We start from the raw sequence: 20199 nt of genomic DNA, 5'->3' as shown, positions 1-20199 counted from the left end.
CTCTGCTGTGAATCGCGGCTTGTTAATGTGTCGCAGGTGCCGTGCCTGCCGCGACAGCCGGAGCTGCCGTCGCAGGTTGAGCGCCTGCCGGTGGTGTCACTGGCGTCTGCGTCTCAATCCCGGGTATTGATGGTGCCTGTAATTGTGATGGTGCTGGTGCTGCTGATGAATCAGGTACCGCAGGTGCAGCCGGAGCCGGGCTCATTTTTGGCGCCAGCGCCGGTGCCGTCTGACGTCCCGGCACAGCTCTTTGCAGTTCGCCGGCGTCACTGATAGTGATCGCTTCACCCTCGCTGTTTTCACGTTCAATCGCTTCTTCAGCATGTTTGTTCAGAACTAAAATGCTGATACGCCGGTTAATCGCGTCACCCGCCGGATGGTTTTTTAACTGCATGGTGGATCCCATGCCCATCACGCGCAGAACTTTGCCTTCACTGAGTCCGCCGATAATCATTTCGCGACGTGAAGCATTTGCGCGATCTGTCGAGAGCTCCCAGTTGCTGTACCCGCGTTCGCCCTGCGCATACGGCATATCGTCCGTATGCCCTGCAAGACTGATTTTATTCGGAAAATCATCCAGCACAGGCCCGATAGCACGCAGAATATCGCGCATATACGGCTCGACAATCGCGCTGCCCAGCTGGAACATCGGACGATTTTTGCTATCAATAATCTGGATGCGCAAACCCTGTTCGGTCAGGTTAATCATCAGATGCGGACGCAAATCTTTCAGCCGCGGGTCAGACGCCAGCATGTCTTCGAGTTTCTGCTGCAACCGTTGTAAATCACCGGCTTCGCGTTTGCTCTCGCCCTGCGACTGATCCATTTTGTGCACTTCGCCGTCCTGCACGGTCGGGTCTTCCCCGCCGCCCGGGATCGGGCTGGTCGCATCACTGCTGCGCGGCCCGCCGGTTATCGCCACCGCCAGCGGTGTACGAAAGTATTCGGCAATTTGCACCAGTTCTTTAGGGCTGGAGATCGAAATCAGCCACATCACCAGGAAGAAAGCCATCATCGCTGTCATAAAGTCAGCGTAAGCAATCTTCCACGAACCGCCGTGATGCCCTCCGCCGTGCTTGTTCTTTTTCTTGCGGACAACAACGATTGGATGGCTTTGATGCTTCATACTTTTTCTTCTTCAGTTTGTTTCTGACCCGGCGACTTAACCTGGCGAACGTGCTCCTCCAGTTCAATGAAGGAAGGACGCTCGGAGGTGTACAACGTCTTACGGCCAAACTCGACCGCTATTTGTGGCGCATAGCCATTGATGCTGGAAAGCAATGTCACTTTGATGCATTGCATCATCTTGGCGTTTTCCGCGCTTTTCTGGCGCAGAACGCTGGCAAGCGGAGAAATAAACCCGTATGCCAGAAGGATACCGAGGAAGGTCCCGACCATCGCATGTGCAATCAGCGCACCGAGCTCAGCCGCCGGACGGTCCGCCGCCGCCAGGGTATGAACGATGCCCATGACCGCCGCGACGATACCGAACGCCGGGAGTGAATCACCGACCAGCGCCAGGCTGTTGGCAGGCACTTCGCTTTCGTGCTCGTAGGTTTCGATTTCTTCATCCATCAATGCTTCGATTTCAAAAGCATTCATGTTGCCGCTCACCATCAGGCGCAGATAATCCGTCAGATATTCGACTAAATGCTTATCGGCAAGGATGCGCGGATAATTAGCGAAAATGTCGCTTTCGTTGGGATTGTCGATGTCATTTTCCAGCGACAGCATCCCCTGCTGACGTGATTTCGCCAGTAAGCGGTACAGCAACGCCATCAGATCCATGTACAACGCTTTGTTGTATTTCGATGCGCGGAACAACTGAGGCAGCGCGCGCATTGTGGATTTAATCGCTTTTCCGTTGTTACCCACGAAAAAGGCACCGATGCCTGCACCGCCGATGATGAGTAATTCTGCGGGTTGGTATAACGCGCCCAGTTCACCGCCGACGAGCATGAAACCGCCGAACACTGAGCCCAACACCACGATGTAACCTATTATCACTAGCACGATGAATCCTTAATTCGATGTGGTTTTAGGGCGAGGAAAAGCGCGACGCCATGATTCTGCCAAGGTTTATGCCGCTAAGAGGTGCATAAACGGTGCCAGTAATGACTGAGATATTCGGGGGGAAATTGATGAGCGGCGTTACCACCGCTCAGAACGACTTACTGCAACCCAATCATCTCAGACAGCGCGCTTGACCTGTTCGTCCAGCTCTTGAGATGTTATATCGGCAACCTGCGGGGAAAGTTTACGTTTTTTTACTGCTCGGGATGGGGGCTGGCAAAGACTGCAAACAAACCCGTGACGGGGCTGGTGTGCATGGGTAATAAATGAACCGTCACAGCAGTTACACGCAGAGAGTTGCAACATGCCGCTGTCGACAAAACGGACCAGTGTCCACGCACGTGTCAGCGCGAGGATCGGCGCTTCACCGGGTTGTTCAGGACATTGTTCAAGATACAGACGGTAAGCTTTAATCACCGCTTCCACCCCATTACAATGCCCGCTCTTTAAGAGGAAAGAGTACGCGTTGTAAAACATGGAAGAATGAATGTTTTGTTCCCAGGTCATAAACCAGTCAGTAGAGAACGGCAACATTCCTTTCGGCGGAGGACTTCCACGCAGTTCTTTGTACAGTTTGATCAGCCGGCCACGACTTAATTGCGTTTCGCTTTCCAGCATCTGTAGCCGGGCACCCAGCGTAATCAGTTCCATGGCAAGCTGAATGTCGCGCGCTTCCTGAACGATACTTTTTTCTGCCGGTTTGGTTAACCCATCTTTCCCAGACATAGCTACGCCCTTTTCTTCATCGCGCCGCTGTCTTTCGCAGCCAGACCTTTGAGCAAATGACTCGACAACAGAATGCCGGTATGGATTTGCTGCAGGTCATCCACGCGCGATTCTTGTGTCAGACGTTCAATTGTTTTGCTGTCATCAAAGCGGAACTGACACAAAAGCTGGTTCGTTTCAGCTAATTTCACCATCTGTGGCAACGTGAGCTGGCCAAGTGTGTCTGCCATGACGTCATCAATTCCCAACCGGAACATCGCTGAGGCTTTTTCGTCGTTAATCAAACGCTGCGCCAACAGTAAATATGACAGGTTGATATCATATATGTGCTTAAGCAATTCGGACATTCTGTTCTACCCCATTACCGATGCCACTTTTAAAGGTGGCTGATTGATAGACATATTCCATGCAGCGAGAGTTTCACCCGGCGTGACAGGAGTATTTTTTACTATCAAAACAATTGGATCATTGGCTGTTTAATAAATCCCACGATGAAAGTTAGATTTATCCCGCGGTATTTACTTCACCGCCAATACAAAGTTGTTCCTGATGTAAACTAAATTAATTGTGACAATTGCACTGCTAAGTATTAGTGAAACACTTTAGTTTTGGTGTACTGGCAGGGTCCGTTGCTGTGATGGCGTGTCATTCAGTGAAACGCTTTTACATACATTATTAGGAATTATCTTACTACGACGCAACTCTAACCCCGTTCCCTTTACACATACAATCTTGCCGTGGACGAATTTTGAATAAAGTGTGACACACATCACACTTTTGAAATTTATTTTGTCTCCAAAAGTGCAATTTATCGTGAGAATTTGCGCAGATTTAAGTCAAAAGTAAAAAACCATCTAAAAAGCTGTCTTCAAACTGTCTTTTTTCGCCATTTTTAGATCATTTTGTACAAAGACCACCTAAAGCCAAATGATTAGCACACGCAGCAATTAATCATAGTTCATGCAGTGTTATATGCTGCAAATTTCAAATAGCGTGATCATTGTGCTAATAATGCGCAACCCAGTCAGGGCGGGGCGTTTCGGGGAGTTATCTTAAGAAATGGTGTTTAAAATAAGGACGAATTGTTCTGAAATCGTGAGCAACCACGTGGTTTCAAAAGTAAAAAGACAATGATTGTAATAATTTGTTACTGCACAGGAGGAATCATCCAGTCATCAGACCAGATTGATAAGGAGAAGTGATGAAACAGCGGATTTTTGCCGTGCTTACCTATCGGCAACTGTTCAGAAAAACTTTAATGATTGGGCTTAAAAAAGTGGTTTGTGCGGTGCAAGCGTAAATTAACAGCTCAAGAATGGGATTTTTATTACCTAACCAGCATCCCACGCCAGAATTCCCCCATGAAATACGCATAAGACACATTTTTAAGGGAGATAATTAAAGGTATAAGTGAATAACCGGAGGAACGGAAGGTCATTAACTTGTCTTATTAGTGAAATATACGACTGCCGATACTTTTGAAGGGTGATTACTTTCATTCAAAGTAACGGGGGATGTCATTGTGTGTTAATCCAGCTGAATAAAAAAAGCCTGCCGATATTTCAGGCAGGCCATAACTTATTATTATTCAAAAACGATTTAACGATTAAAAAGGCATAGATTGCGGGTCCGGATACTGATACTCAAAACCGAGTTCTTTGCAGATCCGCTCGCCATCCACGATTTTGCCCTTTCCTGCTGAACCTTCTTCAGCAAAGGTTGGCGGTTGCAGCCCCATTTGTCTTGCCAGTGCCGGATAGTAATCCGCTTTCGCCGGATGCTTCGGTGCACATAAGTTAAAGGTATGCCCGCCTTTTGGCCGGCTGAGCAATAACGCAATTGCCGCCACTACGTCATCCTGATGCACCAGATTGACCCCGTGTTGACCGCCTTTCACCTGGCTCTTACCGGCCATGAAACGGCCAGGATGGCGATCTCCGCCCACCAGACCCGCCAGACGCAGTACATCAACGGACGTATTCGGCAGTCCGTGGAACCAGTTCTCCAGCTCTTTAAGGACTTTGCCACTGGCAGTCACCGGCTCGAGAGGAGAGTCTTCCCGCACCACGCCCTCTCTTTCGCCGTATACCGACGTCGAACTGGTGAAAATAATCCGTTTCACGTTATGCGCCAGCGCACTGTCGGTTAACTGCTGCACCGCCTGGAAATAAAGTTCACTGCCCTCCACGGTCCGGCGCGCGGGCAGAGTGATAATCAGGGCATCCACATTAAGAAGACGATCGAGATCTTCCGCTTCGCATTCCATTTCTGGTGTGAAAATCAGCGGGAAGCATTCGATCCCCACCATTCTTGCAGCGTCCACGCCATCCAGCGTCGTTTTGCTGCCCACGACATCGTAGCCTTTTGCAGCCAGCGCCATCGCCAGTGGCATTCCCAGCCAGCCCAGTCCGATAATCGAAACCTTCTTCATACTTTGCTCCATTTGTTCAGAGGCACCTGGTATCACGTCACCAACTGCTGATATCTTCCTTTATACTAGCAAAGGTCGCCTTTTCCCCGTTCAGTCTGCGTAAGGTTTTCTTCGTGTCTGTTAACAGATTATTCAAAAATCAGATGAAAACCTTGCGGCTGATAAGAAAAACTCATCATCGGAAAAAAAGGTTGCGCTGTTGCTGCCCGATAGTTTAGTTTTATTGGCAACGAATTTGATATGTGTGGCGAATGATTCAAACTGAATCACGCGGCATCTGAATCACTGAATTGAGACACTGACATGACAAACGTTCTGATTAACCACCATCATCACCATCACCCTGACTAGTCTTTCAGGCGATTGGTGCTGGGAGACTGTTTAGATCTTCCAGTGGCGCAGAACGCAGAGATAGCCCCCGGAAGATTTCTTCCGGGGGCTTTTTTTTTGGCCTGACGGATTGAAATTAAAGAATTTTAAACAAAACGATTTATATAAATAATTGAGAAACTGAGGTCATCATGCTGGATAAAACACGTTTACGGATAGCAATGCAGAAGTCGGGTCGCCTGAGCGATGAATCACGCGAATTACTGGCGCGCTGTGGCATCAAAATCAACCTGCAGGAACAGCGTCTGATCGCTTTCGCTGAGAACATGCCCATCGACATTTTGCGTGTCCGTGATGACGATATCCCGGGACTGGTGATGGACGGTGTGGTGGATCTGGGGATCATCGGCGAAAACGTACTCGAAGAAGAGCTGCTGAGCCGTCGCGCTCAGGGCGAAGACCCACGTTACTTTACTCTGCGTCGCCTGGATTTCGGCGGCTGCCGCTTGTCTCTGGCAACGCCGCTGGACACCGAATATACCGGTCCGCAAAGTCTGCAAAATGCCCGTATCGCGACGTCTTATCCGCACCTGCTCAAGCAATACCTCGATAAAAAAGGCGTCGATTTCAAATCTTGTCTGCTGAACGGTTCTGTTGAAGTCGCACCGCGTGCCGGTCTGTCTGATGCGATTTGCGACCTGGTGTCTACCGGCGCAACGCTGGAAGCCAACGGCTTGCGCGAAGTTGAAGTGATTTACCGCTCCAAAGCCTGTCTGATCCAGCGCGATGGCGAAATGCCGCAAGAGAAACAACTGCTGATCGACAAAATGATGACCCGTATTCAGGGCGTTATTCAGGCTCGCGAATCCAAATACATTATGTTGCACGCGCCGAGTGAGCGTCTGGACGAAATCGTTGCCCTGCTGCCGGGTGCTGAGCGTCCGACCATTCTGCCGCTGGCAGGCGATCAGCAGCGCGTGGCCATGCACATGGTCAGCAGCGAAACGTTATTCTGGGAAACCATGGAGAAACTGAAAGCGCTGGGCGCCAGCTCAATTCTGGTTCTGCCAATCGAAAAAATGATGGAGTAAGCCATGAAGCCTGACGCGTTCACTACCCCGATTGACTGGCAGCAATGCGACGAACAACAGCGTCGCGAGCTGCTGACACGCCCGGCAATTTCGGCGTCCGACCGTATTACCGAATCTGTCAGTGAAATTCTGCGCCGTGTGCGCAGTGAAGGTGACAGTGCGCTGCGCGAGTTTTGCGCCCGCTTTGATAAGACTGAAGTTCAGGAGTTGCGCGTCACCGCACAGCAAATCGAGGCAGCATCCGCGCGTTTAGGTGATGACGTTAAACAGGCGATGGCCCACGCCGTACGCAATATCAATACCTTCCATCAGGCGCAAAAACTGGCGGTGGTGGATATCGAAACTCAGCCGGGCGTACGCTGCCAGCAACTGACCCGCCCTATTCAGTCCGTCGGGCTGTATATTCCGGGCGGTTCTGCGCCGCTGGTATCGACCGTATTAATGTTAGCCACGCCGGCGCGTATTGCCGGATGCCAGAAAGTGGTGCTGTGTTCTCCTCCACCGATTGCCGATGAAATTCTGTATGCCGCGCAACTTTGCGGTGTGGAAGAGGTATATCAGCTAGGCGGTGCGCAGGCGATTGCCGCGCTGGCCTTCGGCACCGAAACCGTGCCACGTGTGGCGAAAATCTTCGGACCAGGTAATGCCTATGTGACCGAAGCCAAACGTCAGGTCAGTCAGAGCCTGGACGGCGCGGCGATTGATATGCCTGCCGGTCCATCAGAAGTGCTGGTGATTGCCGATAGCGGTGCCACACCTGATTTCGTCGCCTCTGATTTACTTTCACAGGCTGAACACGGCCCGGATTCTCAGGTGATTTTGCTGACACCTGATTTGAAAATGGCACAGGCCGTTGGCGAAGCCGTTGAACGTCAGTTACAGACATTATCCCGCAGCGAGATCGCCCGTCAGGCGCTGGCGAGCAGCCGTCTGATTGTGGCGAAAGACCTCGCGCAGTGTATCGACATCAGCAATGCCTACGGTCCGGAGCACCTGATCCTGCAAACCCGCGAGCCGGAACAGCTTGTCGACAGGATTACCAGCGCCGGTTCGGTCTTTCTCGGTGACTGGTCACCGGAATCTGCGGGCGATTACGCCTCCGGTACCAACCACGTCTTGCCGACTTACGGTTACACCGCGACCTGTTCCAGTCTCGGGCTGGCCGATTTCCAGAAACGCATGACCGTTCAGCAGTTAACACCTGAAGGTTTGCTCGGTCTGGCAAATACCATTGAAACCCTGGCGCAGGCTGAACAGCTGACCGCACACAAAAATGCCGTGACTTTGCGCGTTAACGCTTTAAAGGAGCAACGCTGATGAGCAACGAAAACAACCTCAGCGTTCAGGCGCTGGCACGTAAGAATGTGCAGGAACTGACGCCGTATCAGTCCGCCCGCCGTCTGGGGGGGAACGGTGATGTCTGGCTGAATGCCAACGAATATGCCATCGCACCACAGTTCGAACTGACACAGCAGACTTTTAACCGTTATCCGGAATGTCAGCCTGCGCTGGTCATCAACCGTTATGCAGCTTATGCGGGTGTGGATCCGGAACAGGTGCTGGTCAGTCGCGGCGCAGACGAAGGCATCGAGCTTTTGATCCGCGCATTCTGCGAACCGGGCAAAGACGCCATCCTTTATTGTCCGCCGACCTACGGCATGTACAGCGTGAGTGCCGAAACCATTGGCGTTGAAGGCCGCACGGTGGCCGCGAAAGCCGACTGGTCTCTGGATATTCCTGCCATTGAAGCCGCCCTCGACGGGGTGAAACTGGTGTATGTGTGCAGCCCGAATAATCCGACCGGCAACATTATCGACCCGGATGAAATCCGCGCCGTACTGGACATGACCCGTGGCCGCGCGATTGTCGCCGTCGATGAGGCTTATATCGAATTCTGCCCGCAGGCGACAGTTTCCGGCTGGTTGCAGGAATACCCACACCTGGCCATTTTGCGCACGCTGTCTAAAGCTTTCGCACTTGCCGGTCTGCGCTGCGGCTTCACGATCGCCAACAGCGAGCTGATTGGCTTATTAATGAAAGTCATCGCGCCTTATCCTTTATCTACGCCGGTCGCCGATATTGCGGCACAGGCGTTGAGCCCGAAAGGACTGGCGATTATGCGTCAGCGCGTGGCCGACGTGACAGAGAACCGCGAGTGGTTACTGGAAGAACTGGAAAAATGCGCCTGCGTTGAAGAGGTTTTTGCCAGCGACACGAACTATGTGCTTGCCCGTTTCTCTGCTTCAAGTGCAGTATTTAAAAACCTCTGGGATCAGGGCATTATCCTGCGTGACCAGAATAAGCAACCGGGACTTTCCGGCTGCCTGCGAATTACCATTGGTACGCGTAACGAGTTGCAACGCGTGATTGACGCACTGCAATCGTTACCGGGCGCGACCGCCACGACCATCAACGATAATCAAAATAGCCCCCGCAAGGAGCACATGTGAGCCAGAGCCCGTTATTGCAAAAAACACTGTTTATCGACCGCGACGGTACGCTGATTTCTGAGCCACCGGAAGATTTCCAGGTGGACCGTCTGGATAAACTGGCTCTCGAGCCGGGCGTTATTCCGGCACTGCTGGCGCTGCAAGACGCCGGTTTCAAACTGGTGATGATCACCAATCAGGACGGTCTGGGTACCGCCAGTTTCCCTCAGGAAACCTTCGATCCGCCGCACAACCTGATGATGCAAATCCTGACCTCGCAGGGCATCGTTTTTGATGAAGTTCTGATCTGCCCTCATCTTCCGGCCGATCACTGTGATTGCCGTAAACCGAAAACCAAACTGGTGACCGGTTATCTGGAAAGCGGCGTGCTGGACACGGCAAACAGCTATGTGATTGGTGATCGTGATACCGATATTCAGCTGGCAGCCAATATGGGCATCGCCGGTCTGCGTTATCAGCGTGATACGCTGAACTGGGCAGCCATTGCGGAACAGCTGACTAAACGTGACCGCCATGCGAAAGTGAACCGCGTGACGCGTGAAACGGCGATTGATGTCGATGTCTGGCTGGATCGTGAAGGCGAAAGCAAAATCCGCACCGGTGTGGGCTTCTTCGACCATATGCTGGATCAGATTGCCACGCACGGCGGTTTCCGTATGAACATCGAAGTGAAAGGCGATTTGTATATCGACGATCACCACACGGTAGAAGATACCGCACTGGCGCTGGGCGAAGCGTTGAACAAAGCGCTGGGCGATAAACGTGGCATTGGCCGTTTCGGATTCGTGCTGCCTATGGATGAATGTCTGGCACGCTGTGCGCTGGATATCTCCGGCCGTCCGCACCTGGAATACAAAGCAGAATTTAACTATCAGCGCGTCGGTGACCTGAGCACGGAAATGGTCGAACACTTCTTCCGTTCCCTGTCCTACGCGATGGCCTGTACCCTGCACCTGCGCACCAAGGGCAAGAACGATCACCACCGCGTCGAAAGCCTGTTCAAAGCCTTTGGCCGCACACTGCGCCAGGCAATTCGCGTCGATGGCAATACCCTGCCGAGTTCGAAAGGAGTGCTGTGATGAATGTCGTTATCCTTGATACCGGCTGTGCCAACCTCTCTTCCGTAAAATACGCGGTGCAACGTCTGGGCTACGAGCCGACGGTAAGCCGTGAAGCGGAAATTGTGTTGCAGGCAGACAAGTTATTTCTGCCGGGCGTCGGTACCGCACAGGCCGCAATGGAACAACTTGAACAGCGCGAGCTGATCGAACTCATCAAAGCCTGCACGCAACCGGTGCTGGGTATTTGTCTGGGGATGCAACTGCTGGCTTCTTCGAGTGAAGAAAATGGCGGGATTGATACGCTGGGCATTATCGAAACACCGGTAACTCGTATGCAGGATATGGGGCTGCCACTGCCGCACATGGGCTGGAATCAGGTCATTGCCAACGCCGACAGCCATCTTTTCCGTGGTATCGACGAAAACGCCTATTTCTATTTCGTCCATGGATTTGCCATGCCGGTTTGCGAAAACACCATCGCGCAGACACTATACGGTGAGCCCTTCAGCGCAGCCGTACAAAAAGACAACTTCTTCGGCGTGCAGTTTCATCCCGAGCGCTCCGGTGCCGCTGGTGCACAGTTGCTGAAAAACTTTCTGGAGATGTAAACAGCATGATTATTCCCGCTTTAGATTTGATCGAAGGCAGCGTGGTGCGTTTGCATCAGGGCGATTACGGTCAGCAGCGTGACTACGGCAATGATCCGCTGCCACGGTTGCAGGATTATCAGCAACAAGGCGCGCAGGTTCTGCATCTGGTGGATCTGACTGGCGCAAAGGATCCGGCAGCGCGTCAGATCCCTTTGCTGACCAAACTGCTGGCCGGTGTTTCCGTGCCGGTGCAGGTCGGCGGCGGCATCCGCACCGAACAAGACGTTGAGGCTTTGCTTAGCGCCGGTGCAACCCGCGTGGTGGTCGGCTCGACAGCGGTAAAAGATCCGCAGACTGTACAGGGCTGGTTCACCCGTTTCGGCGCAGATGCGCTGGTGCTGGCACTTGATGTCCGCATCGATGCAGAAGGCACTAAAAATGTCGCCATCAGCGGCTGGCAGGAAAACTCCAACGCCACGCTGGAACAGGTCGTCGAGCGATATCTGCCGTTCGGCCTGAAACATGTACTTTGCACCGATATTTCCCGTGACGGCACGCTGGCGGGTTCTAACGTTGAACTTTATCGTGAAGTGACCGCACGTTATCCGCAGGTAGCATTTCAGGCATCCGGCGGCATCGGCTCGCTTGATGATATTGCGGCATTACGCGACAGCGGCGTAAAAGGTGTCATTGTCGGGCGCGCATTGCTCGACGGTAAATTTACTGCGACGGAGGCAATTTCATGCTGGCAAAACGGATAATCCCCTGCCTCGACGTTAAAGATGGTCAGGTTGTGAAAGGCGTGCAGTTCCGCAATCACGAAATTATCGGCGACATCGTGCCTTTAGCGCAGCGTTACGCTGAGGAAGGCGCAGACGAACTGGTGTTTTACGATATTACGGCGTCCAGCGACGGTCGCGTGGTAGACAAAAGCTGGGTATCACGCGTGGCGGAAGTCATCGATATCCCCTTCTGTGTCGCGGGCGGCATCAAGAGCCTCGAAGATGCAGGCCAGATTTTGCAGTTTGGTGCAGACAAGATTTCCATTAATTCACCCGCACTGGCTGACCCGACATTGATCAGCCGCCTCGCCGACCGCTATGGTGTACAGTGTATCGTTGTCGGTATTGATACGTGGCACGATGCGGCGACCGGTACCTATCAGGTGCATCAGTTTACCGGCGACGAAGCGCGTACCAAAGTCACTACCTGGCAGACAATTGACTGGGTGAGAGAAGTTCAGGAACGCGGCGCAGGTGAAATTGTACTGAATATGATGAATCAGGACGGCGTGCGTAACGGTTACGACCTTGCGCAACTTAAGATGATCCGCGAAGTGTGTCACGTTCCGCTGATCGCCTCCGGCGGTGCCGGCACCATGCCACACTTCCTCGATGCCTTCCGCGAAGCACAGGTTGACGGCGCACTGGCCGCCTCCGTGTTCCACAAACAAATTATTAATATTGGTGAGCTGAAAAGCTACTTAGCCGAAAATGGCGTGGAGATCCGCTTGTGAGTAATCAGGACGTAAAAACCGGTCTGTTAACCGGTGAACAGATCAGCCAGCTCGACTGGGCAAAAGTGGATAACCTGATGCCGGCCATCATACAGCACGCGGTGTCGGGTGAAGTACTGATGCTCGGTTATATGAATCAGGAAGCGCTGAGCGTTACCCAGTCCTCCGGTAAAGTCACCTTTTATTCCCGCACCAAAGAACGTCTTTGGACCAAAGGTGAAACGTCAGAGAACTATCTGAATGTGGTCAGCATCACGCCAGATTGTGATAACGACACGTTGCTGGTTCTGGTAAATCCGGTGGGTCCGACCTGCCACAAAGGGAATAACAGCTGCTTCCATCCCGCCGAAACCGACTGGGCGTTTTTGTATCAGCTGGAAGAACTGCTGGCATCGCGCAAAACTGCCGATCCGGAAAGCTCTTATACCGCCAAACTGTACGCCAGCGGGACCAAACGTATCGCGCAGAAAGTCGGTGAAGAAGGCGTGGAAACCGCGCTGGCAGCCACCGTCAATGACCGCTTCGAACTGAAAAACGAAGCCTCTGATCTTATTTATCACCTGCTGGTGTTACTGCAGGATCAGGATCTGAACCTGAGCACCGTGATCGAAAATCTGCGTCAGCGCCATAAGAAGTAACAGCAGGCTTTAACGCTAAAAAAGTCCAGACGTAAAAAAGCCGCCTTTGCTGAAGAGCATTGGCGGCTTTTTTATTGGCGATTTAGCAGTTAGTTAACGGGTTTTGAGCATATTCCGACCAAGAACCACGACAGAACCTAAAATAATACCCATTAGAGCACCGAACAGAAGAATTAGACTCTTTTTAGGACTATCTCTATATATAGGCAGGTCTGGTTTCATGACATAGCGCAGTGAATAGGTTGAATCCGGTTTAGATTTTAATGCACTTATGGCCAATAATGACTGACGGGTCTGATAATAAGAAACATCGAAAGGCAACGGTCTGGTTGCTTCGTTCTTTATAGTGGCAGACAGTGCATTACTACCTAATACAAATAGAGTATCTTCGGAAAGCGTTTCAGCCTGCTGTACCCGGGTATCTTTAATATTTGCCTGCTGAGCAATAATTAGAGCCTGATTCAACATTTGCAAACGACGATTTTTCTTTTCCTGTGCAACCTTCTCCTGAGTCGCTAAATCCGCTTTCAGATCCTCAACTTTGGAGTTTATGCTAATTTGCAAATCATTATCTAACTCTGTGACTACCCGTTTATTAATTTGCTGAATATACGTGGTAAGAGTTTTTTGCGCCTCTCCAGCCGTACCAGCTGTATAACTTATTATAAGTGGTATGGGCTGGTCTTTTACAGCAGGAGTAATAGTCAACTTCTCTGGTCTTATCTGATTGCCAAGCTGTTGTGATAGAGCAGAAATTGCTGAGTTAAACCTACTGAAAAAACGTTGCTGAACATCAACTACCGTGGGTGCGTTTGCTGGATTCTGGTTATATAGCACACTCATCGCATTATTGTAGTTCGCGATTTGTCCTGAGTCTGGATAAGTGACAATGGCTTCGGAGGTCCATTTCTCTTTAGCAACGAACAAATAAGCTATTGACAAAATAATAGTCAAAACCATAAACAGGGCAATAATCCATTTCCCTCTCCATAGCTGCATAAAAACTTCTATGAGATCAATATCTTCATTTTGTTTTGTAGCTCGATTATTAGTCATTTTATTGTCTTGATTCATGATTACCCTAAATAAAAAAGTTACACTTCACGGATGAAATGTATTACGCGATTATAACTTGGTTTCAATAAATATATTATACGAAAAATAATAATTTTCGTAAGATTTCCCCTAAAAACTCACCATTGATGGATATCGCTTAAAAAAAACGCCCCTCATAAGGGGCGCCAATTTCTAGCTGAGTACATTAATCCAACCATTCGGTATGGAATACACCATCTTTATCGGTACGCTTGTAAGTATGCGCACCGAAGTAGTCACGCTGTGCCTGGATCAGGTTAGCTGGCAGAACCGCTGAGCGGTAGCTGTCATAGTAGTTGATTGCAGCAGAGAAGGTTGGTGTCGGGATACCGTTCTGAACGGCATAAGACACAACGTCACGCAGCGCTTGCTGATATTCATCAGCAATGTTTTTGAAGTACGGAGCCAGCAGCAGGTTAGCGATGGATGCATTTTCAGCATACGCATCGGTGATTTTCTGCAGGAACTGCGCGCGGATGATACAACCAGCACGGAAGATCTTCGCGATTTCGCCGTAGTTCAGATCCCAGTTGTTCTCGTCTGAAGCAGCTTTGAGTTGTGAGAAGCCCTGAGCGTAAGAAACCAGTTTACCCAGATACAGAGCACGACGTACTTTCTCAATGAACTCAGCTTTGTCACCAGAGAAAGGTTTAACCGCCGGGCCAGACAATACTTTAGAGGCCGCAACGCGCTGATCTTTCAGGGAAGAAAGATAACGGGCAAATACGGACTCAGTGATCAGGGTCAGTGGTTCGCCCAGATCCAGCGAGCTCTGGCTGGTCCATTTACCGGTGCCTTTGTTCGCTGCTTCGTCGAGGATCACATCAACCAGATATTTACCTTCTTCGTCTTTCTTAGTAAAGATATCTTTGGTGATGTCGATCAGGTAGCTGCTCAGCTCGCCTTTGTTCCAGTCAGCAAAAGTGGTTGCCAGCTCTTCGTTGCTCAGATTCAGAGACTGTTTCAACAGAGAATACGCTTCTGCGATAAGTTGCATATCGCCGTATTCGATACCGTTATGAACCATCTTGACGTAATGACCTGCACCATCTGCACCGATGTAAGCTACGCAAGCGTCGCCATCTTCAGCACGTGCTGCGATTTTCTCAAGAATCGGAGCCACCAGCGCGTACGCTTCTTTCTGACCGCCAGGCATGATGGATGGGCCTTTCAATGCGCCCTCTTCTCCACCGGAAACGCCGGTACCGATGAAGTTAAAACCTTGCTCCGACAGTTCGCGGTTACGACGAATGGTGTCTTTATAATAAGTGTTGCCGCCATCGATCAGGATGTCGCCTTTATCCAGATGCGGAGTCAGGGATGCGATGGTTTTGTCAGTTGCTTCACCGGCTTTCACCATCAGCAAGATACGACGAGGTTTTTCCAGTGAGTCAACAAACTCTTCGACGGTGTAGTGCGGGACCAGATTTTTACCCGGATTTTCAGCGATGACTTCATCAGTCTTGTCGCCAGAACGGTTAAAAATGGAAACGGAATAACCACGGCTTTCGATGTTAAGCGCGAGGTTACGGCCCATGACCGCCATACCGACAACGCCGATCTGTTGTTTGGACATTACAAACTCCTGTCTTTAGGATGGGTACTACGACTTCAACGCCGTACAAATTGTATCTTCGATGTTAACTCAGGTTTACCTGAAATGTGTAGCAATTGGTAAGCAAGATAGACTATGGCTCAAATAGATAAAACATTATCTAATCCGGGTAGCCATCTGGGTTATTAACTTGCCAGTTCCAAGTATGCAGCATCATTTCTTTTAAAGAGTAATTTGCGCACCACGAAAGCTCATTTTTTGCTCGCTCAGGGTTGGACCAACATTCTGCTATATCGCCGTCACGTCGAGGAGCGAAACGATATTTAATTTTTATATTATTAGTTGATTCGAAAGCTTCTATGAGATCTAAAACGGAATAACCTTTTCCTGTCCCAAGATTATAGATTTTAAAAGATTCCCCGTCATTTTTATATTTTTCAGCCGCAAGGTGGCCTTCTGCCAAATCCATAACGTGGATGTAATCTCTGACGCCCGTACCATCGTGAGTAGGATAATCATTACCAAAGATAGACAAACAGGCAAGCTTGCCGATTGCCACTTGAGTAATGTATGGGACTAAGTTATTTGGAGTGCCGTTTGGGTCTTCACCAATTTGTCCCGATGGATGCGCACCGACAGGATTAAAATATCGCAGAACAGTAATTCGGAAATCAGGGTTGGCTTTTGAAAAATCTCTAAGGATGTTTTCAAACATGAGTTTAGAAGAACCGTACGCATTAGTTGTACCACCAACTTTGCACTCTTCAGTGAGTGGGATGGTTTCAGGAAGACCATAGACAGTGGCGGACGAACTGAATATGAAGTTTAAAACATTGCTCTTCCTCATCTGTGCTAACAAATACAGCCCTCCTGAAATATTATTATCATAATATTCCAAAGGGTATTTTATGGACTCACCAACAGATTTTAAGCCAGCAAAATGAATAACAGTATCAATATCATTTTCAGAGAAAATAGTATTTAACAATCGAGTATCTCTGATATCACCATTATAAAACTTTACGCGTTTACCTGTAATATGTTCAACTCTTGCAAGGGACTCTTTTTTGGAATTAGAAAGATTATCTAGTACTATAACTTGAGCTTCAGATTCCAAAAATTTCAAGACAGTATGGGACCCGATATAACCCGCGCCACCTGTTATAAAAACTGCCATATCATCTCCAAAAATTCGATTAAAAGTGAATAATAATCACTCCATAATATTTATTAATCTATCACAAATAATTTCCTCGTCAAACATTGACTCTGCCATTGTTCGACTAGCATTACCCATGGAAGTAATTAAAGAGGGATCTTCGATAAATCTGAGCATACTAACTACTAACTCTTCAACATTAAAGGGGGGAACCATAAATCCGTTAACACCATTTACGACGGTATCGCGGCACCCCGGAACATCAGTTGTAATTATTGCTCTGCCTATAGCCATGGCTTCCTGAGTGCTCCGAGGTACACCTTCACGATAAGAAGGGAGCACAAAAACACTTGAAGTAATAATATAGGACTTAATATCAGATATTTGCCCTAAAAATTCCACTGCTCCTTCCTTAATCCATTCCTCATATTCGGCAAGGGGTATCCCGCCAGGGTTATCATCAAAAGCCCCTGCTACACTAAACTTTATGTCAGGATGCATTTTCTTAACTATAGTCGCTGCGGCTACAAATTCCCGTATACCCTTTTCGATTAAAAGACGCGATATCATCGAAAAATGTATATTTATAGTATTAACAGGGCAAAAGTTATAATCATTTAAATTGACACCAATACCACCAACTACTTCATAAGATTTTACTTTAATATCATTTTCTATAAGAAGATCATGGTAGTCGTCTTTATTTAAGAACATTACTTTATTGGCAAGGGGTAAAGCCAACTTATACAGAAAAACTTGCAAGGATTTTAAAAGTCTTTTTTTAAAGGACATCGATTGAGTCGTTTCCGTAAAACAGTATCCAAGCCCCTCAAGCAGAACAAAAATATTCTGAACCCCAGCCATTTTAGCGGCAAAAGAACCGAATATGACAGGCTTTGGAAAAAAACTGAAAACAACATCAGGATTTAATTTTCGTATCTTTGATGACAATTTAAAAGTATTTAATACATCGGAAATTGGATTCATTCCAGATCGAGAAAATTTGTAAGTTAAAGGTATCGCTCCAAATCCTTGTATTATTTCGTTATTTTTCAAATCAGAATCCATGGTCAGAGTATAAACTTCCCAACCTCGAAGGACTAATTTTTGAATTAGTCGCTTACGAAAAAGAATTATAGTACCTGACTGATTCCCAATTAGCAGAATCCTCATTAATTTTTCACCTTTGAATTATAAATACCAAGCCATTTATTTACAATCTTATCAATTGAAAAATGATTAATAACATGATTACGATTTTTTTCTATAAGAATTTGCTTTTGATTTTCTGAAAGAGAAAGAATTTCATCAATTTTTAGTGCAAGAGCATTATAATCATTAGTTGGTACTATATAATCATTACAACCAACAACTTCAGAAACACCACCGCAGTCTGTTGAGACGACAGGGCAACCGGACCCCATAGCTTCTGCAACAACTAATCCAAATCCCTCCCATCGTGAAGCAAGGACGAAAATGTCTGCAGCTGAATAGAATTCGTGAACATCCGTACGTATACCAGCAAATATAACTCGAGACTTTAAATTAAGTCTTTCGACTACTTGCTCCAACTCGCCCCTCAGATCACCATCACCAACAATTAGCAGTTTATATGTTTGATCATTTAACTTGCTGACTGCTTTGAGCAAATTTGGATAATCTTTTGCTTCAGTGAGCCTTCCAACACTCAAAATAAGCTTTATATCTTCAGGGATATTAAACTCATCTCTAATTTTAATGGCACTAGAATCTGCAAATTTAAAACGATCAAAATTCAATCCGTTATAAACAACTTCAGATTTATCTCTCTTAAACGCTTTAAGTGAGATAAAATGATTAAGAGCTCCTTTGCTGACATTAGTTGTTTTACTGCACATGAAATCAGTAAATCTGTAAGACAACATCCTTATTCTCCCCCCTTCATTATTGCTATGCGCTGTACAAACTAATCGTCGACGATTTAGGGTAAAGATAGCAGCAACTCTTGCCATTATATTTGCATGATACATATGCGCATGGATTATATTGGGTTTTACAGTCGAAAATATAGAAACCAGTTTATACAGAGAGGTAATAAACCCTAGAATGTTTTTTTTCATTCTTAATTCTATAACTTTAATATTTTTATTGACCGGAATATTAATGCTGTCGCCAACTAATGAGATAATAGTGACATGATGTCCCTCAGCACTCAGTTTATCAGCAAGCAGGCATACTTGAGTTTCTGCCCCCCCCATACCGAGCCCGGTAATTACTTTTACTATTTTCATTAATTACACCTAGAAATAAAAATAATTAAATTAGCGATAACTTTAGTTATTATAGTTATTTATTTTCAACAGAGAGATTATCAATTGCGTCCTGAAATTTTTTCTTAGCCAGAGTTTCGGCTAATTTATTATCAAATAGGGTTTCCAGGTTGAAATTTAAGTTGTAAAACCCTACAGGTGATACTGGATTTCTAAAATAAGATACAAAATTAAACACTAGAACAATGCTGAAATAGACACAAATCATTAATGAGCGATACGAACGTATGGCGAGCAATCTTTTTTCATGAATGTTCGGAGAAAGAGAAAAAAGACAAGCAGCAATGAAATAATAGAAGAATCCTAATCTTGCAAGAAATGTAACTGACCCGCTAAACATATGTATAACCGCACCGATGAAGACAATACGTGCATAATAAGCTATGTGTGAATTGTTATCGATATTTTTTCGATAAAGCGAGTAGAAAGATACGAATATGAAATCAAGTATATTAAGCCACCCGAAGGTTAAACTTATAGGTGTCTGCTGCAAATAGAATGAAACTTTCCTAAACGCGAAACTATAGTTTCCCAATAAATCAATCAGAGCATAACCTGCGAAAAGTAATACAACAAATGCAGTTACTGAGGATATAACAAAAATAACAAACAGGCTGATACTACGAATTGAAAGAAAAAATAACGTAGGTAAAACAATCAACGAAGATATATGGAAAAATGAAGCTAAAATTATCCAAAAAAGTGTTGTCTTAAGAGGATTTCCCTCCCGATACTTCAAAAATGCGTATAGGATTATTACGCATGCCATGAATTGGCGCAGTTGCTCTAAGATGAGTGTATAACCAAATATCATGAAAACACTTAAAAAGAATAGAGCATCGTTGACTTTGTATTTTTTGACAATCGATATCAGCATTCCAAATGTAATCAGGTAAAATAAAAATATTGCAGTCCCGAACTGACCGAAAGAAATCAGCAGTAAGAGTTTAAAGTAAATCACAAACCCAGCTTCGAAAGACAAATAAGGATTGTCATCGCCTAAAAACTTAAGAAAGTAAACACTCCAATCTGCACCATTCAAATAGAAACTTGTAAAATAGATTGAAAAAGAGAATAAAAAGATCACTCTCATAATTGAGCGTGAATTTAAAGTCAACTTATGCCATATTAGAGACAAGAATAATAATGGACAACAGAGCATTAATATAAACATA

Annotated in this window: 19 protein-coding genes and 1 other annotated feature; of the genes, 8 read left to right on the top strand and 11 right to left on the bottom strand. The window is 47.4% G+C overall.

Translation table 11 applies throughout. From position 1 onward, the window contains the following. Nucleotides 1-22 precede the first annotated feature (22 nt). From motB to ACJY2G_RS10460, 5 genes are all read right to left on the bottom strand, one after another. Nucleotides 23-1126, bottom strand: a complete 1104-nt coding sequence (gene motB, locus ACJY2G_RS10480; protein ID WP_430319718.1) for a flagellar motor protein MotB — start codon at nt 1124-1126, stop codon at nt 23-25. Then, nucleotides 1123-2013 (bottom strand): flagellar motor stator protein MotA, encoded by an 891-nt coding sequence (motA, locus tag ACJY2G_RS10475; protein ID WP_112291022.1) that lies wholly within the window; start codon nt 2011-2013, stop codon nt 1123-1125. The genes motB and motA overlap by 4 nt, the downstream gene beginning before the upstream one ends. Nucleotides 2014-2190: 177 nt before the next feature. Next, nucleotides 2191-2799, bottom strand: coding sequence for a flagellar transcriptional regulator FlhC (flhC, locus tag ACJY2G_RS10470; RefSeq protein ID WP_112291020.1), 609 nt, complete (start codon nt 2797-2799; stop codon nt 2191-2193). Between the two features lie 2 nt (nt 2800-2801). Continuing rightward, a complete protein-coding gene (gene flhD / locus ACJY2G_RS10465; RefSeq protein WP_101078669.1) occupies nt 2802-3146 on the bottom strand; it encodes a flagellar transcriptional regulator FlhD in 345 nt (114 codons plus the stop codon). A gap of 1259 nt (nt 3147-4405) precedes the next feature. Beyond that, nucleotides 4406-5230 carry an SDR family oxidoreductase gene (locus tag ACJY2G_RS10460; RefSeq protein WP_120162713.1) on the bottom strand — a complete coding sequence of 275 codons (825 nt, stop codon included), beginning with the start codon at nt 5228-5230 and terminating at the stop codon, nt 4406-4408. A 326-nt stretch (nt 5231-5556) separates the two neighbouring features. After that, nucleotides 5557-5678, top strand: a sequence feature (His leader region). Between the two features lie 73 nt (nt 5679-5751). On the opposite strand from ACJY2G_RS10460, the gene hisG reads away from it, so the two are divergent. The 8 genes from hisG to hisIE are packed head-to-tail and all read left to right on the top strand — an operon-like array spanning nt 5752 to nt 12906. Further along, complete coding sequence (gene hisG, locus ACJY2G_RS10455) at nt 5752-6651, top strand: ATP phosphoribosyltransferase (protein WP_013575087.1); 900 nt, start codon at nt 5752-5754, stop codon at nt 6649-6651. Between the two features lie 3 nt (nt 6652-6654). Then, a complete protein-coding gene (hisD, locus tag ACJY2G_RS10450) occupies nt 6655-7968 on the top strand; it encodes a histidinol dehydrogenase (RefSeq protein WP_430319719.1) in 1314 nt (437 codons plus the stop codon). Beyond that, entirely contained in the window at nt 7968-9101 is a 1134-nt protein-coding gene (gene hisC, locus ACJY2G_RS10445; protein WP_439291692.1) for a histidinol-phosphate transaminase, read from the top strand. The genes hisD and hisC overlap by 1 nt, the downstream gene beginning before the upstream one ends. Before the next feature lie 14 nt (nt 9102-9115). Next, nucleotides 9116-10180 carry a bifunctional histidinol-phosphatase/imidazoleglycerol-phosphate dehydratase HisB gene (gene hisB / locus ACJY2G_RS10440; protein WP_369921255.1) on the top strand — a complete coding sequence of 355 codons (1065 nt, stop codon included), beginning with the start codon at nt 9116-9118 and terminating at the stop codon, nt 10178-10180. After that, a complete protein-coding gene (gene hisH, locus ACJY2G_RS10435; RefSeq protein ID WP_112291012.1) occupies nt 10180-10770 on the top strand; it encodes an imidazole glycerol phosphate synthase subunit HisH in 591 nt (196 codons plus the stop codon). The genes hisB and hisH overlap by 1 nt, the downstream gene beginning before the upstream one ends. A gap of 5 nt (nt 10771-10775) precedes the next feature. Further along, the gene (gene hisA, locus ACJY2G_RS10430; RefSeq protein WP_430319721.1) at nt 10776-11513 is read left to right on the top strand and encodes a 1-(5-phosphoribosyl)-5-[(5-phosphoribosylamino)methylideneamino]imidazole-4-carboxamide isomerase; all 738 of its coding nucleotides are present in this window, start codon (nt 10776-10778) and stop codon (nt 11511-11513) included. Beyond that, nucleotides 11495-12268 (top strand): imidazole glycerol phosphate synthase subunit HisF, encoded by a 774-nt coding sequence (hisF, locus tag ACJY2G_RS10425; protein WP_120162707.1) that lies wholly within the window; start codon nt 11495-11497, stop codon nt 12266-12268. The genes hisA and hisF overlap by 19 nt, the downstream gene beginning before the upstream one ends. Before the next feature lie 23 nt (nt 12269-12291). Further along, nucleotides 12292-12906 carry a bifunctional phosphoribosyl-AMP cyclohydrolase/phosphoribosyl-ATP diphosphatase HisIE gene (hisIE, locus tag ACJY2G_RS10420; RefSeq protein ID WP_120162757.1) on the top strand — a complete coding sequence of 205 codons (615 nt, stop codon included), beginning with the start codon at nt 12292-12294 and terminating at the stop codon, nt 12904-12906. A gap of 93 nt (nt 12907-12999) precedes the next feature. On the opposite strand, the gene wzzB is transcribed toward hisIE, so the two are convergent. The 6 genes from wzzB to ACJY2G_RS10390 form a co-directional block, all read right to left on the bottom strand. Then, a complete protein-coding gene (gene wzzB, locus ACJY2G_RS10415; protein ID WP_439291691.1) occupies nt 13000-13980 on the bottom strand; it encodes an LPS O-antigen chain length determinant protein WzzB in 981 nt (326 codons plus the stop codon). 187 nt (nt 13981-14167) lie between these two features. Continuing rightward, nucleotides 14168-15577, bottom strand: coding sequence for an NADP-dependent phosphogluconate dehydrogenase (gndA, locus tag ACJY2G_RS10410; protein ID WP_013575079.1), 1410 nt, complete (start codon nt 15575-15577; stop codon nt 14168-14170). Between the two features lie 139 nt (nt 15578-15716). Then, the gene (galE, locus tag ACJY2G_RS10405; protein ID WP_430319723.1) at nt 15717-16733 is read right to left on the bottom strand and encodes a UDP-glucose 4-epimerase GalE; all 1017 of its coding nucleotides are present in this window, start codon (nt 16731-16733) and stop codon (nt 15717-15719) included. Nucleotides 16734-16769: 36 nt separating this feature from the next. Further along, the gene (locus ACJY2G_RS10400) at nt 16770-17888 is read right to left on the bottom strand and encodes a glycosyltransferase family 4 protein (RefSeq protein WP_430319724.1); all 1119 of its coding nucleotides are present in this window, start codon (nt 17886-17888) and stop codon (nt 16770-16772) included. Continuing rightward, nucleotides 17888-18985: a glycosyltransferase gene (locus ACJY2G_RS10395; RefSeq protein WP_430319725.1), complete on the bottom strand. Its 1098-nt coding sequence runs from the start codon at nt 18983-18985 to the stop codon at nt 17888-17890. The genes ACJY2G_RS10400 and ACJY2G_RS10395 overlap by 1 nt, the downstream gene beginning before the upstream one ends. Nucleotides 18986-19040: 55 nt before the next feature. Then, nucleotides 19041-20198: an EpsG family protein gene (locus ACJY2G_RS10390; RefSeq protein ID WP_430319726.1), complete on the bottom strand. Its 1158-nt coding sequence runs from the start codon at nt 20196-20198 to the stop codon at nt 19041-19043. Nucleotide 20199: the final 1 nt, after the last annotated feature.

The organism is Rahnella sp. ATs2, from assembly GCF_051851855.1.
Lineage (GTDB): Bacteria > Pseudomonadota > Gammaproteobacteria > Enterobacterales > Enterobacteriaceae > Rahnella > Rahnella variigena.
The sequence above is the reverse complement of the archived record's forward strand: the minus strand, read 5'-3'. Positions and strand labels throughout refer to the sequence as shown.